The 13,087-nt window shown below is 41.4% G+C and carries 14 protein-coding genes; 1 reads left to right on the top strand and 13 read right to left on the bottom strand.

Annotation, left to right across the window (positions count from 1 at the left end; genetic code table 11):
• Window positions 1-7: 7 nt before the first annotated feature.
• Genes tatC through tatA form a run of 3 tightly spaced genes read right to left on the bottom strand, consistent with a single transcriptional unit; the run spans window position 8 to window position 1,485 of the window.
• Entirely contained in the window at window positions 8-778 is a 771-nt protein-coding gene (gene tatC, locus LXF01_RS14010; protein ID WP_233944583.1) for a twin-arginine translocase subunit TatC, read from the bottom strand.
• The gene (gene tatB, locus LXF01_RS17575) at window positions 775-1,251 is read right to left on the bottom strand and encodes a Sec-independent protein translocase protein TatB (protein WP_326489493.1); all 477 of its coding nucleotides are present in this window, start codon (window positions 1,249-1,251) and stop codon (window positions 775-777) included. Before tatB ends, tatC begins: the two co-directional genes overlap by 4 nt.
• A 12-nt stretch (window positions 1,252-1,263) precedes the next feature.
• Window positions 1,264-1,485, bottom strand: a complete 222-nt coding sequence (gene tatA / locus LXF01_RS14000) for a Sec-independent protein translocase subunit TatA (protein WP_078189673.1) — start codon at window positions 1,483-1,485, stop codon at window positions 1,264-1,266.
• A 141-nt stretch (window positions 1,486-1,626) separates the two neighbouring features.
• On the opposite strand from tatA, the gene LXF01_RS13995 reads away from it, so the two are divergent.
• Window positions 1,627-2,508 carry a permease gene (locus LXF01_RS13995; RefSeq protein ID WP_233945486.1) on the top strand — a complete coding sequence of 294 codons (882 nt, stop codon included), beginning with the start codon at window positions 1,627-1,629 and terminating at the stop codon, window positions 2,506-2,508.
• 35 nt (window positions 2,509-2,543) lie between these two features.
• Here LXF01_RS13995 and LXF01_RS13990 read toward each other — a convergent pair whose 3' ends face one another.
• The 10 genes from LXF01_RS13990 to LXF01_RS13945 form a co-directional block, all read right to left on the bottom strand.
• The gene (locus LXF01_RS13990; protein WP_233944582.1) at window positions 2,544-2,837 is read right to left on the bottom strand and encodes a hypothetical protein; all 294 of its coding nucleotides are present in this window, start codon (window positions 2,835-2,837) and stop codon (window positions 2,544-2,546) included.
• A 65-nt stretch (window positions 2,838-2,902) separates the two neighbouring features.
• Window positions 2,903-3,526, bottom strand: coding sequence for an RdgB/HAM1 family non-canonical purine NTP pyrophosphatase (gene rdgB / locus LXF01_RS13985; RefSeq protein WP_180156974.1), 624 nt, complete (start codon window positions 3,524-3,526; stop codon window positions 2,903-2,905).
• A 76-nt stretch (window positions 3,527-3,602) separates the two neighbouring features.
• On the bottom strand, window positions 3,603-4,043 hold the full coding sequence (locus LXF01_RS13980) for a hypothetical protein (protein ID WP_180144333.1): 441 nt from the start codon (window positions 4,041-4,043) through the stop codon (window positions 3,603-3,605).
• A gap of 92 nt (window positions 4,044-4,135) precedes the next feature.
• Window positions 4,136-4,726, bottom strand: coding sequence for a tetratricopeptide repeat protein (locus LXF01_RS13975; protein WP_078189669.1), 591 nt, complete (start codon window positions 4,724-4,726; stop codon window positions 4,136-4,138).
• Window positions 4,723-5,316: a methionine biosynthesis protein MetW gene (gene metW / locus LXF01_RS13970; RefSeq protein WP_067763682.1), complete on the bottom strand. Its 594-nt coding sequence runs from the start codon at window positions 5,314-5,316 to the stop codon at window positions 4,723-4,725. The genes LXF01_RS13975 and metW overlap by 4 nt, the downstream gene beginning before the upstream one ends.
• Window positions 5,316-6,476: a homoserine O-succinyltransferase MetX gene (gene metX, locus LXF01_RS13965; protein ID WP_180171769.1), complete on the bottom strand. Its 1,161-nt coding sequence runs from the start codon at window positions 6,474-6,476 to the stop codon at window positions 5,316-5,318. The genes metW and metX overlap by 1 nt, the downstream gene beginning before the upstream one ends.
• 104 nt (window positions 6,477-6,580) lie before the next feature.
• Window positions 6,581-8,278 carry a 2-isopropylmalate synthase gene (gene leuA, locus LXF01_RS13960; protein ID WP_233944581.1) on the bottom strand — a complete coding sequence of 566 codons (1,698 nt, stop codon included), beginning with the start codon at window positions 8,276-8,278 and terminating at the stop codon, window positions 6,581-6,583.
• Window positions 8,279-8,541: 263 nt separating this feature from the next.
• Window positions 8,542-9,648: an alpha-hydroxy acid oxidase gene (locus tag LXF01_RS13955; RefSeq protein WP_233945485.1), complete on the bottom strand. Its 1,107-nt coding sequence runs from the start codon at window positions 9,646-9,648 to the stop codon at window positions 8,542-8,544.
• 33 nt (window positions 9,649-9,681) lie between these two features.
• Entirely contained in the window at window positions 9,682-10,365 is a 684-nt protein-coding gene (locus LXF01_RS13950; RefSeq protein WP_180115876.1) for a Fe2+-dependent dioxygenase, read from the bottom strand.
• Between the two features lie 110 nt (window positions 10,366-10,475).
• Window positions 10,476-12,800, bottom strand: coding sequence for a TonB-dependent receptor (locus tag LXF01_RS13945; RefSeq protein WP_233944580.1), 2,325 nt, complete (start codon window positions 12,798-12,800; stop codon window positions 10,476-10,478).
• Between the last annotated feature and the right edge of the window lie 287 nt (window positions 12,801-13,087).

The raw sequence follows: 13,087 nt of genomic DNA, 5'->3' as shown, positions 1-13,087 counted from the left end.
TGTCTATTTAAGTTGCAGATGCACGTCGTTTTTCAATCAGCTTGCCAAAGAACAAACCCAGCTCAAACAGCATCCACATGGGAATGGCCAACATGATCATCGAAAGCGCATCGGGTGGGGTGGCAAACATGGCGACAAAAAAACAGCCGACGATAATAAAACGACGCTTCTCCACTAAGGTTTGAGTAGACACCACCCCGATCAAAATCAAAATTAGCGTGATGATGGGAATTTCAAAGGTCAGCCCAAACACCAAAAAAAGCTTTAAGCAGAAACTTAAATAACTATTGATATCCGTCATCGGGGCGACTGTTTCAGGGGAAACACTCATAAAAAAATGTAGGATGGAGGGCAGAGCAACCCAATAGGCAAATGCAATTCCGACATAGAAGAGGACGATACTGCCGAATAATAAGGGCATCGCCAAATGCCGCTCTTTTTCATACAGTGCAGGTTTGATGAAGGCCCAAAGTTGATAAATCACGAAAGGCATCGCGAGCATAAGCGCGACAAAGAAATTCAACTTGAACGGCGCCATAAAGGTGGCGGTCACATCCGTTGCGATCATGGATGAGGTCATCGGCAACTGCGCACGCAGAGGCTCTGACATCAATTGATAGCTTTGATTGGCAAAGGGCAATAAACAAAAGAACAGAATCAAAATGAGCCCTGTAATTTTGATCAAATGCCGACGCAAAATCACCAAATGTTTGGTGATCGGCATTTCTTCCAAATCAGGCACAGTGTTCTGGGAATTGTTCAGTGAAAGATCTGTCATACGGCCACCTGATATTCTGCTAATGCATCGGTCGAGCTTAATGCAGCAGATTGATCTGTTTTAATTTCGTGCTTTATTTTCATTTGGGGTGTAACCATGGCAAAGATCGTGCTCTGACCACGTTCGATGTATTGATAACGTGGGGATAAATTTTTATTGTCAGGTAGGACTGCTTCTTGTTGTTTTTGCGCAGTCTGTTCTATGGGATGTTGCGTTTGTTGCAATTCATTCATCTGCGCCTGCATACGCGCTTCGAGCTTTTGAATACGTTGCATTTCTTTTTGCATTTCTTCACGAAGTTCGGACATGCGAAGTTCACGGTCAATATCTGTTTGCACGTTACTGATCAGTCGTTTAACTTTCCCGTACCATTTGCCTGCAAAGCGGATACCTTCAGGCAGTTTTTCCGGGCCGAGTACGATCAGCGCAATAATGCTGAACACCAGTAATTCGCTAATACCAATATTAAGCATTATGACAACTCCTTAGCTTTGAACTGAGGAATTGGTTTTATTTTGAGCTTCATGCTCTAGCGTGCGAGGCTCATTAAGCTGTGTATTTGCTGCGTCTTCATCACGCATCGATTTTTTGAAATCTTTGACCGCGCCGCCGACATCTTTGCCCAAGTTTTTTAGCTTAGAGGTACCAAAGAGTAAAATCACCACAATTGCAAAAATCAGTACATGCCAAATCGATAGTCCAGCCATCTTGTTATCCTCTTGTTGGTCTGCACAACATTTCAGCAGTTGTAGATGACAGTGAAGTGACCAAGATGTTGCAGTTTAAAGACAGCCGCGAAGCTTATGTTCAGTGTTACTATGCATGGATTGAGCAGTGAGGGTGGTGTAGTGGCGTTTCTTCTTCCGATATTGGGTTTTTTAAGTGGCCTCGGATTGGCATCATTATCAGGAACCGCATCGCTCAAATCGATTTTCTCGAGCTTACTTGCACGCTGTTTTATTCCAGCCGTAATCATCTACAACATGGTGTTCTATCAAGCAGGCAGTTTAGCGCTCATGCTCTTTAGCTTTAGTGTTGCCGTGCTGATGTTTTATTTATTTCGCTGGCTGTTAAAAGATAGTTTACGTGCCTTGTGTGTCAGTTATTTGAACTTGGCTTGGCTGGGTTTTCCTTTTGCCTTAGCACTGTTCGGCCCTGAAATTAGTGCAGCGATGGTGGCTCTGTATGTCGGTGGCTCTATCTTTGGCAATATGTGGGCCGTTACAGCCGTCAGTTCAGCCCAACTCCCATGGTCGAGCGTGATTCAAAAAGTGGCGATGTCACCGCCTGTATTTGCCTTGATGATTGCAGGTGTCTGTCGAATAGTTGGATTACAACATTTAGAAGAACATCAGATCTTAGATTGGCTGTATCAGGCTGCAAAAATTGGAATGAGTTTCACAGGGATGTGCGTCTTAGGCATGTGGCTGCGCCAAACTAAGGTACAGTGGAGTGATCTGATGAACAGTAGTCGTATTTATGCGATGAAACTCACCGTTGGCGCGGTGATCTGTAGTTTGAGTTATGCCTTTCTTCCGATTCCTCAGATCGAGAAATATATTGGGGTGATGTTCATGCTGTTCTGCTTACCCCCTGCAGCCAATATTGTGGCTTTAGAAACGCATTATCAAGGAACAGGCACTTCGGCACGTTATATTGCTTCAGGCACGATTATGAGCTGCATCGTCGTCAGTTTTTATGGGTTAATTTTGCATCTTTTTTCGCTTTAAAATGAAAGTGAATTATAGATGCCCACAAAGGGTGACTACTTGAGCTGTTTGCGAATCTGCCAATCACGCACGAGGGCATATATCATCGCGATACCTATCAGGCCTGGAAATCCAACCTGACCTTGCGACAGATTAAGCATGATCGACAGTACGATCAACACTGCAAAAATAGCGTAAGTGGTACGAAAGCCTGAGGTGAGCGGGTAGGTTAGTTGCGCATGGCAATGAGGGCAGTTTAGTTTTTGAAAACCAAGAAAAGAGCGTGTCGGGATTTCAGTTGAAGTGTGATGGCAAGTGTTGTATATGATCTGTATCGGTTGAAGTGCCATAATTATTCTATTTTTATTCAGGGATTGGAGTTAATCTTTGGCATTAAGATTAACTCCAATTCAAATTATTTCAAACTTGCTTTAAATAATTTCATCGCCTGACCACGATGGCTGATTTTATTTTTTTCTTCTTTTGATAATTCAGCGCTAGAAACGTTTAGTTCAGGCAGCCAAAACAGTGGGTCATAGCCAAAGCCATTTTCACCACGTGCTGCTTCCATCACTTCACCGCGCCAAACCCCTTGGAAAATTTGTGGGAGTGGGTCTTCTGCATGTTGGACCAAAGCCAAGACACATACAAACATACCTTCGATGGCTTCACCCTCTTTACGGAGTGGTTTGAGGTCAGCAAGCAACTTGGCATTGTTAGCGGCATCATTGCCATGTTCACCTGCATAGCGCGCAGAGTAAATCCCTGGTGCGCCACCGAGTACAGGAACGCAAATGCCAGAATCATCTGCAATGGCTGGCTTGCCTGAAATTTTCGATGCGTGGCGCGCTTTGATAATGGCATTTTCAACAAAGCTTAGACCGTCTTCGATGGCATCTTCAATGTTCAACTGACCTTGTGGAATCACTTCAACAGGAAGATTAAGCTCGGCAAACATTTTTTCAAATTCTGCAATTTTACCTTTGTTGTTGCTCGCCAGAACCAAAGTGCCTTGAGATAACCAATTAGATGAAGCCATGCAGAATCGCTCTTTATGTTGAATATTGAAAAGTATTTTAACGGATTTAACGTATCTGGTTGAAGTTAAATGCGCTTTAGACTCCTATTACTGTAATACCATCAATTTTGTTGATTTGAATGTTTTTTAAAAATCCAATGACTTGGTTAATCATAGTGATTACTTTAGTTTTATATTTAGGGAATTTCTTCCTAAAATTTTTTGTTTCTTTTTTAAAGAGAAGCTGAACATTATCTTTATAAGTTAAAAATTTTTTTTCATTTAGATAGTTTTTATAATGATTCAGCCTTTCAATAATTGTAGTGATTTTTTCAGGATAAACATAAGTTGGTCCCCAGTGTGACCAAGGGCTTTCATGTTCAAAGAAGAATTTTTCGATAAGTGAAAAAGCTAGTTCATCAATAACGATAGAGTTTTGCAAGTTTGGATTTTGATCAAGGTTAAAAGGAATAATCTGTATGTTTAATCCAGAATAATATCCACTTGAATATTGAATGACTTCAAAATTTATTTTCATGTATTGCCCTTATAATTTTAAAAATATGGGTTGTTTTAGAAGTATATATTTAATAAAAAAGCACCCGAAGGTGCTTTTTAAGATTCAAAAACTTATTGTGCTTGAATCCATTTGTCTGCACGGTCACGTGCTTGACGAATTTGGTCTTGGCTTAAGTTGGCTGCCAATGCCGTTTTCTTACCTTCAGACAAGCTGATCACTTTGTTGTCGAGCATGCCATCACGAGTAGAAAGCTCATACCATTGGTATGCACCCATATAGTTTTTCTTTTGCTCTTCCATCATGGCTAAGTTAAAGCTTGCACGGTTATCACCACGGCTGGCTGCTTTTTCGAAATATTGACGAGCAAGCGCTTCATCTTTTTTAGTCCCAATGCCATCTGCGAGCATACGACCTACATTGAGCTGTGCCGCAGATAAACCTTGATCAGCAGCAGCCTTGTACCATGCAAAAGCTTGACGTTCATCTTTTGCAACGTCTTTACCTTGTTGATATTTAGTGCCTAAGTAAAACTGAGCACCGGGCTGACCTGCTTTAGCAGCTTTACTTAAGCTGTGAATATCCATAATTGAATATTGAGCAGCTTGGCTAGAAACTGAAGATGATGGAGCAACATAATCCGCATGGGCTTGTATGCTAAAAAGTCCAATCAGTAGCGTCGTGCTTAATAATAATTTTTTCATAGAGCGCTCACTCGATAAATTGCGACTTCACCAAATAGATTTGGAAGACGTTTACTGAGTAAACTGTCTTGTTGATCCCCATTCACGGCAAGTCGGTTAATAATCCGGATGTTATTTTCAGCACACAGCGCTTCAAAATCACGGAAAGTACATAAATGAATATTGGGCGTGTTATACCACATATAGGGTAACGCGTCTGAAACGGGCATCATTCCTTTTAATGCAAGGAAAGAACGAGTCTTCCAATGTGCAAAGTTTGGAAAGGTAATAATAGCCTGTTTCCCCACACGCACCATGTCTCTTAAGAGAACGTCTGGTGCATCTACAGCTTGCAAGGCTTGTGCCATAACCACATAGTCAAAAGACTGGTCGGCAAAGCGACTTAAACCTAAGTTCAAGTCCTGTTGGATGATATTTAACCCGCGACTGACTGCAATTGCAATCTTTTCTTGATCAATTTCTAAGCCATATGCACGAATATTGTGCTTTTTGCTCATATGTGCAAGCAGTTCACCGTCACCACACCCTAAATCGAGTACGCTTGAATCTGGTTTAATCCAACGTTCAGCCAGTTGATGATCAATACGCATTAGTTGGTCTCCTTCGGTGTTTCTTGCAGGTGTTTTACACCGCCTAGGAATGCACGTAAGCTTTTCACATATAACGGAATCGGGAACAAGAAAGAGTCATGGCCTTGTTCAGCATCAATATCCACATAGCTCACAGGCTTATGATTGCTAATTAATGCATCTACAATTTCTTGCGAACGAGCAGGGGAAAAACGCCAGTCCGTTGTAAACGAAACAACTAAAAATTGACACTTGGTTTTAGACATCGCGGTTTTTAATGATTGCTCATATTCACGTGATGGATCGAAATAATCTAAAGCCTTGGTCATGATCAAATAGGTATTGGCATCAAAGTTACGGCTAAATTGCTCACCTTGATAACGCAAATAACTTTCGACTTGGAATTCGACGTCAAAGCCATACATAAATTTACCTGACTTTAAGTCACGGCCAAATTTTTGTTTCATGGCTTCTTCAGAGAGGTAAGTGATATGACCCACCATACGGGCCAAGATCAAACCACGCTTAGGATAACTGTCATTTTCTAAATAGCGACCATCATGGAAATCTGGGTCAGACAAAATCGACTGACGTGCCACTTCGTTAAAGGCAATGTTTTGCGCAGACAGTTTTGGTGTACTGGCAATAATCACGCACTTTTGTAAACGATCTGGATAGTCCACAGACCATTGTAGAGCTTGCATGCCCCCTAAAGAGCCGCCAATCACCGCATACCACTGCTGAATCTCTAAACGATCAGATAACATGGCTTGGGTTTTGACCCAGTCACGGACAGTCACTAATGGGAAATCAGGACCATAAGGGCGATTGTCATTTTCAGGATTTGGAGAGGTCGGTCCAGTAGAACCGCTACAGCCGCCGATATTATTTAGTGCTACGACAAAGAATTTTGACGTATCAATAGCTTTGCCTGGTCCAATACATGCGTCCCACCAACCCGGCTTACGGTCATCTTCATGATGATAACCTGCTGCATGGTGATGGCCTGACAGAGCATGACAAATCAAAATGGCATTGGATTTGTCCGCATTCAGTTCGCCATAAGTTTCAACCATGAGCTCAAAACGTGGGAGTATGCGATCGCATTCGAGCTCTAACGGCTCTTCAAAAATAAACTTTTGTGGGGTAACTAAGCCCACTGAGTCAGCTGGAAAAGACACAGGAATAATTCGCCTTAAATCTTTAGTATGAATAATAAAAGGATACCACTTGAGGGTATCCTTCTAAAGTCATTTTATTGCTATTTGATATTTATAGCATTGAATTAGACTGCAGCAGCAATCACTTGTTCAGTACTCAAAACACCTTGTTCAATTAAACGGTTAGTGCTGGCAATAATCGCCTCAATAGATGCAGTCACGATGTTGTCATGTACACCTGCGCCGAATGCAGACTTACCTGTACCTTTCACTTGAAGTTCAATTAAAGCTAATGCTTTGGCATGCGCACCAGAACTGATACTACGTTCTTCATAGTTCAAGACATCAATCGGCAACTGCAATGCATTTAAGATAGCAGAAATTGGGCCGTTGCCTTCACCACGTAATTGCTGGATCTCACTGTTCACTTCGATATCGAGTTCAATGACTTGCTTGCCATTTTCATCATGTAAGCGGTAGTTTTTCGCCGCATAATGTGTATCTTTGGCCGCCACATACGTGTCTTTAAACAATGACCAGATCGCTTGTGCAGAAATCTCAGTACCGTCTTCATCTGTTTTTTGCTGTACGATTTGCGAGAACTCAATTTGAATACGACGAGGCAACACCACGTTGTAATTTGATTCTAACAAGTATGCAATACCGCCTTTACCAGACTGTGAGTTGACGCGAATCACGGCATCATAGTCGCGGCCCAAATCTTTCGGGTCGATTGGCAAATAAGGCATATCCCACATTTCTTCGTTCTTTTGGAACTCGAAACCTTTTTTAATGGCATCTTGGTGTGAGCCAGAGAACGCGGTGAAGACCAAATCACCAGCATACGGATGACGAGGGTGTACCGGCAAGCCTGTGCATTCTTCAATGATTGAAATGATTTCGTTAATGTTTGAGAAATCTAAGTTTGGCGCAACACCTTGGGTATACATGTTCAATGCAATCGCTGCAACGTCGACGTTACCTGTACGTTCACCGTTACCAAACACACAACCTTCGACCCGGTCAGCACCAGCCATAATCGCCAACTCAGAAGCGGCAATACCACAGCCACGGTCGTTATGACAGTGCACAGAAATAATCACACCGTCACGGCGTTGAATATTACGGTGCATCCATTCCACTTGGTCGGCATAGACGTTCGGACCTGAAACTTCAACCGTTGCAGGCAAGTTTAAAATCACTTTGTTCTCTGGCGATGCTTCCCAAATTTCAGTGACCGCATCACAGACATCTTTAGCAACTTCTAGTTCTGTTGCAGTAAAACACTCTGGACTGTATTGGAATACAAATTCAGTTTCAGGCTGTTTTGCAGCGTATTCTTTGACTTTCGTTGCGGCATTAATCGCTAATTGTTTTGCACCAGCAACATCAACATTCAACACTTTATTGCGGAAGGTTGGAGAGTTTGAGTTGTAGATATGCACGATGGCACGTTTTGCACCTTGTAAAGATTCAAATGTACGTTGAATCAAATGATCACGTGCTTGAACCAAAACTTCGATGTACACATCATCAGGAATATGACCGCCTTCGATCAACAAACGCGTGAAATCAAAGTCGATTTGTGATGCAGAAGGGAAGCCGATTTCAATGTGTTTGAAACCAATTTTCACAAGCATTTGGAACATTTTAAACTTTTGTTCAATGTTCATTGGCTCGAAGATCGCTTGGTTACCGTCACGAAGGTCGGTACTCATCCAGATCGGCGCTTTATTGATTTCGTTATTTGGCCATTGACGGTCTGGTAAGTCTACACGTTGGTACATGCGACGGTATTTTTTGCTTGGATCTGCCAACATCATGTGAAAACTCCTTATAGCACCGTGGATAAATGTCGTGGATAAACGGCAAGGTACTACTTATATAGATTGTGTCTATTCTAGCAATTTACAAGTTTAATATCGGAGTCTTTAGTCGAAAGTCGAAATAAATCTGTAAAGATTCACATGACTTAGCTTTACCGTAAGCTCGTAAATGTATAACTAAATATTAGTCCATATATTCCGGAAATAATTTCCTATTTTTGCGTCAAGATGCCATTACTGGAAAATATTTTTCTATAAAATTAGCTTTTTTGAAAAATATAATCTTTATTGATCTCATCGACGGTGGCTGTTCCCATCAATGCCATCGTAATCTCAAATTCTTCTTTCAGTATTTTGAGTACATGGGCAACGCCTAAAGCCCCCGCAGTCGCTAAACCATAAATGCAAGGACGTCCAACTAATACGGCAGATGCACCCAAGGCTATCGCTTTAAACACATCTGAACCTCGACGAATACCACCATCATATAAAACTGGAAAATCCGTAGGCACAACTTTTTTAATCAGTTCTAAAGCGGTGAGAGGGGGAATGCAACCATCCAGTATGCGCCCACCATGATTCGACACAATAATGCCTTGTACACCGTGTTGCAGGGCAAGTTCAGCATCATGTGGATTGACAATGCCCTTTAAAATAATCGGTAATGAGGTGTTTTGACTGAGCCAAAGGATATCCGCCCATGTTGGTGCGATTTTCATCAGACCGTTAAATACGGGATGGTCGCCATCATTGAGCTCAGGCAATGGGATATGTGCAGGGGTATGCGGATGTTGCATGCCTTCAGGCAAATGGAAAAACACTCGACGTTCACGGTCACGAATCCCTGTATGCGGGGAATCAATGGTTACTACAACCGCTGTGTAAGCATGTTCTTCTGCCATCTTGACCAGTGATAATGACTTTTCGCGCTCACCTTGCCAATACAATTGGAACCATTTGTACGGATTGTCCTGCTTTAACTCACGCATATCTGTATTGGTAAACGTACTGAGGATCATATTGCTGCCAAGGACTTCGGCAGCGAGGGCTGTTGCAGCTTCAGCATCAGGATGAAATTGTTGTTGGTGACCAATGGGTGCTACAAAAATAGGATGCGGGAAACGTTGCCCTAAGATTTCGATTCGGGTATGACCTTGGGTTAGATCTTTCAGCATACGTGGTAGCAGTTGTATCTGTTCAAACTGAGACAAATTGCCACGGACACTGTGTTCATCCATCGAGCCGCCTTGCAAGTACTGCCACACCATTTGAGAAAGGTGTTTTTCAGCCTCGACTTCATAATCTGCAATGGTTTGCAAATGAGCTGGTATTTGTGTCAGTGGCGCTAAAATGTTGTGATCAGTCATTGGTAGTTTGTCCATGTCTATTGACCTTAAGCTTTAAATTTCGGCCCATTTGCGGATTAGGTTGTGATACAGACTGGTCAATTTGACGACTTCACTATGTGCATCACCCAATTGCATACGCAAATTTTGAATGCTTTGATCGAGATTAAATAACATGTGACGCTCAGCATCTTCACGGATCATACTTTGCAACCAAAAAAATGACGCAATACGACAGCCTGCAGTCACAGGAGTAACTTCATGTACACTGGTAGATGGATACAAAATCAAATCTCCGGCAGGCAATTTCACTTCGTGGTAGCCATAGGTGTCTTCTACCACAAGTTCACCACCCTCATATTCTTCGGGTTCACTTAGAAAAATCGTGCAGGACAAATCGGTACGAATTTTTTGATTGCTGTCAGGCATCCAGCGAATGGCATTGTCGACATGGAAACCAAACGTTTCACCATTTTCATAGCGGTTAAAATAGGGCGGCAAAATATTGAGGGGGAGAGCCGCTGATGTAAAAAGCGCGTGTTGTGACAATTCATGCAGAATGATATCGCCCAAATGCTGGGTGAGCGGATGTTCAACATCGAGTTGCTGATTATTTTTTACATTTTTAGACAGTGAGCCCGTAGTTTTTTGACCATTAGTCCATTCTACTTTTTGCATTTCTGTGCGGAAGTAGTTGACCTGTTCTTTACTCAATACATTTGGAATATGGTGAATCACGGTCTGACCTTTTGAAATGTAATGTTTGTGTTTCGATCATATACAAAAATAGCCTCGAAGCGAGGCTATTTGAGTCAATACCATAAATTATTTATGGTATTTATTTTTTCTTAGTATTTGAAGTTTACAGACAGAACTGCGCTGCGGCCTTCTGCTTCAGTTGCATAGTGTGAGGCATACGCTTTAGTGAAGTAGCGTTTGTCAGAAAGGTTATTTACATTCAACTGTAAATCCACATTTTTGTTAACGGTATAACGCGCCATAGCATCGTAGCGTACGTAACTTGGAACCCATTTTGTATTGGTAGCATTACCAAATACTTTATCCATGTAGGTAGCGCCACCACCGATTGTGAACTGTGGAAGGACTTGGTAAGTTGTCCAAAGTGTTGCTGAGTTTTTCGCAACGTTTTGAACTTGGTTACCATTGCTTGGATTTGCAACATAGTCGTCACCGACTTTCGTGAAACCACCGTCAACTAATTCGCTGTCTAAGTAGGTATAACCTGCCATTACAGCCCATTTATCAGTTACATTACCAGTAACACCAAGTTCGATACCATCAACACGTGTTTCACCAATGTTGCTTGTAGTACCCTCTGTTGTTGTTGCACGTGTATTGGTTTTTTCTGTACGGAAAATTGCAGCAGTTAAGTTTAAACGGTCGTTTAATACATCCCATTTCGTTCCTAACTCGTAAGTTTTAACCTCTTCGGGTTTAAGGTTTTCGATTGCTGCAGTAATACCTTCTGAGCCATCACCACCATCAACACCGACTGGATTTGAGGATGTCGCATAGCTTGCATAGATACTGCTATTTTCAGTTGGTTTAAATGTTAAACCCGCTTGCCAGTTAATAAAGTCTTTTTCATTTTTGATTGATACTTTATCGCCAGCTTGAGCTTTAGCAGGATTTGAGGTCACATTGCTGTTGAGCGCACCATAAGTCATCGTTTGCTCTGTTGAGTAATCATCCCAACGTACACCCAAATCTAAGATCCATTGTGGGTGTAATTCAATGCTATCAAGGAAATATACTGAAGTATTTTTAGTTTCGATATTATAAAGATCTGCGCCAGCAGTACTTAAAGAGCCTGTCCAATTACCACGGTCAGGGTTTTGCACTGATGTACACCAACCATTTGCGATCGAATCTGCCGGACAAGATTGATGTGCAGAGCCGGTCGAATTTTTACCATCAATAATATATTGAGTACGATCCGTTTCTTGATCTGAATATTCAGCACCTAAGTTAAAACGGTGTTTTAAAAAGCCAGTGTTGAACTTACCTGCTAAAGAAAGTTGATCGGTAAAGCCATCTGTATCCGCAATTCGTGAATTTGCACGTGCCCATACATTTCCCGTTAATTGACCGGTTGATTTATCAAAAAAATTACCTTTTGAGTCGTCTGGGTTTGTCCATAGATAGTCATTTTTTGATTTGCTATAAACTGCAGTATTGGTCAATGTCAAATCGTCAGTTAAGTCATGTTCTAGCTTGATAGTACCAATGTGATTTTCTTGTTTTTGGAAATCACGATCTTTCCAGCCGTAATACATACCTTGTTTTACATCTATTGGCTTACCGTTACCGTTTAATGGGCGGTAGTCCATTTCACCAGTTTTAGGTGCGCCAAATGGATTGTTATATGGCACACCAGAATCAGGTGTATCATCCGATTTTAGATAGTAATAGCCAACAGTTGCACGAGTAGGTGTGTCTAAGCCGAAAGTAATACTAGGGGCAATACCAGCACGTTTGTATTCAGCACCATCAGCTTGACCAGCTTTCTCATTCATGTGGCCCATAACGGCAACACGTGCAGCAATCCCATTGCCAAAATCTTTGTTGCCATCAAGCGTCACACGTGCATAAGCATCTGTTCCACCAGCAACTGAACCTTCTAAAAAGTCACCTTTTTTCGCAACTTTCGAAATCATATTGATACTGCCGCCAGAAGTACCTGCACCACCCATAGCAGAAGCTGAACCTTTGGTAACTTCTACTTGTTCTACAGCAAACATCTCACGGTTTTGAGAAGTTGAGTTACGTACACCGTCAACATACATTGAGCTTTCAGAGTTATAACCACGAATAAATGGACGGTCGCCATTTGGATTGCCACCTTCACCAGCACCGAGGGTAATTCCAGGTACTGTACGTAAAGCATCACTTAAAGTTGTGACTTGCGTGTCTTCAATCAGTTGCTTAGAAATCACTGATACTGATTTTGGTGTATCAAGAAGGGGAGCAACAAATTTAGCATTCGCAGATTTATCAACTTTTAAGCTTGGTGCTTTTTCAGCAGCAACTTCTTGGTTAATCGTTGGAAGTTGAGTAACTTGCTCTTGTGCGATTGCATTAACAGCAATAACAGAAAGTGAAGAAGCAATTGCTGAAGAAACAATTTTCTTACGTGTTTTAATGAAGGCCATTTCGAACCCGATTTGGAATAGTGAATTTGTATGCGAATAATAATGATTCTTATTTTTTCTTACATCTTTATGTAATTGTAAATCACGATAAATAATCATATTGTGATAGTCCTATTTAATGTAATGATATAACAAGTATTAATTAAGACTATGTTTTATTTAAATATTGATAAAATGTATTGTTTTTTTATGTTTAATTGAGATTATAAATATAGACATGATTGTGAATTAAATAAGAAGTAATCGTAAATTATTTATGCAAAAAAACCTGCCGAAGCAGGTTTTTT

This window comes from Acinetobacter sp. SH20PTE14 (assembly GCF_021391555.1).
GTDB classification, from domain to species: domain Bacteria; phylum Pseudomonadota; class Gammaproteobacteria; order Pseudomonadales; family Moraxellaceae; genus Acinetobacter; species Acinetobacter amyesii.
Note: the sequence above shows the minus strand (reverse complement) of the source record. Positions and strands in the feature narration are given on the sequence as shown.

Bases quoted from the DNA above. Each gene is read 5' to 3' on its own strand.
- leuA (WP_233944581.1), bottom strand. From the start codon at position 8,278: ATGATGTTGGCAGATCCAAGCAAAAAATACCGTCGCATGTACCAACGT.
- tatB (WP_326489493.1), bottom strand. From the start codon at position 1,251: ATGCTTAATATTGGTATTAGCGAATTACTGGTGTTCAGCATTATTGCG.
- LXF01_RS13945 (WP_233944580.1), bottom strand. From the start codon at position 12,800: ATGGCCTTCATTAAAACACGTAAGAAAATTGTTTCTTCAGCAATTGCT.
- LXF01_RS13955 (WP_233945485.1), bottom strand. From the start codon at position 9,648: ATGACTGATCACAACATTTTAGCGCCACTGACACAAATACCAGCTCAT.
- tatA (WP_078189673.1), bottom strand. From the start codon at position 1,485: ATGGCTGGACTATCGATTTGGCATGTACTGATTTTTGCAATTGTGGTG.
- rdgB (WP_180156974.1), bottom strand. From the start codon at position 3,526: ATGGCTTCATCTAATTGGTTATCTCAAGGCACTTTGGTTCTGGCGAGC.
- LXF01_RS13980 (WP_180144333.1), bottom strand. From the start codon at position 4,043: ATGAAAATAAATTTTGAAGTCATTCAATATTCAAGTGGATATTATTCT.
- LXF01_RS13975 (WP_078189669.1), bottom strand. From the start codon at position 4,726: ATGAAAAAATTATTATTAAGCACGACGCTACTGATTGGACTTTTTAGC.
- tatC (WP_233944583.1), bottom strand. From the start codon at position 778: ATGACAGATCTTTCACTGAACAATTCCCAGAACACTGTGCCTGATTTG.
- metW (WP_067763682.1), bottom strand. From the start codon at position 5,316: ATGCGTATTGATCATCAACTGGCTGAACGTTGGATTAAACCAGATTCA.
- LXF01_RS13990 (WP_233944582.1), bottom strand. From the start codon at position 2,837: ATGGCACTTCAACCGATACAGATCATATACAACACTTGCCATCACACT.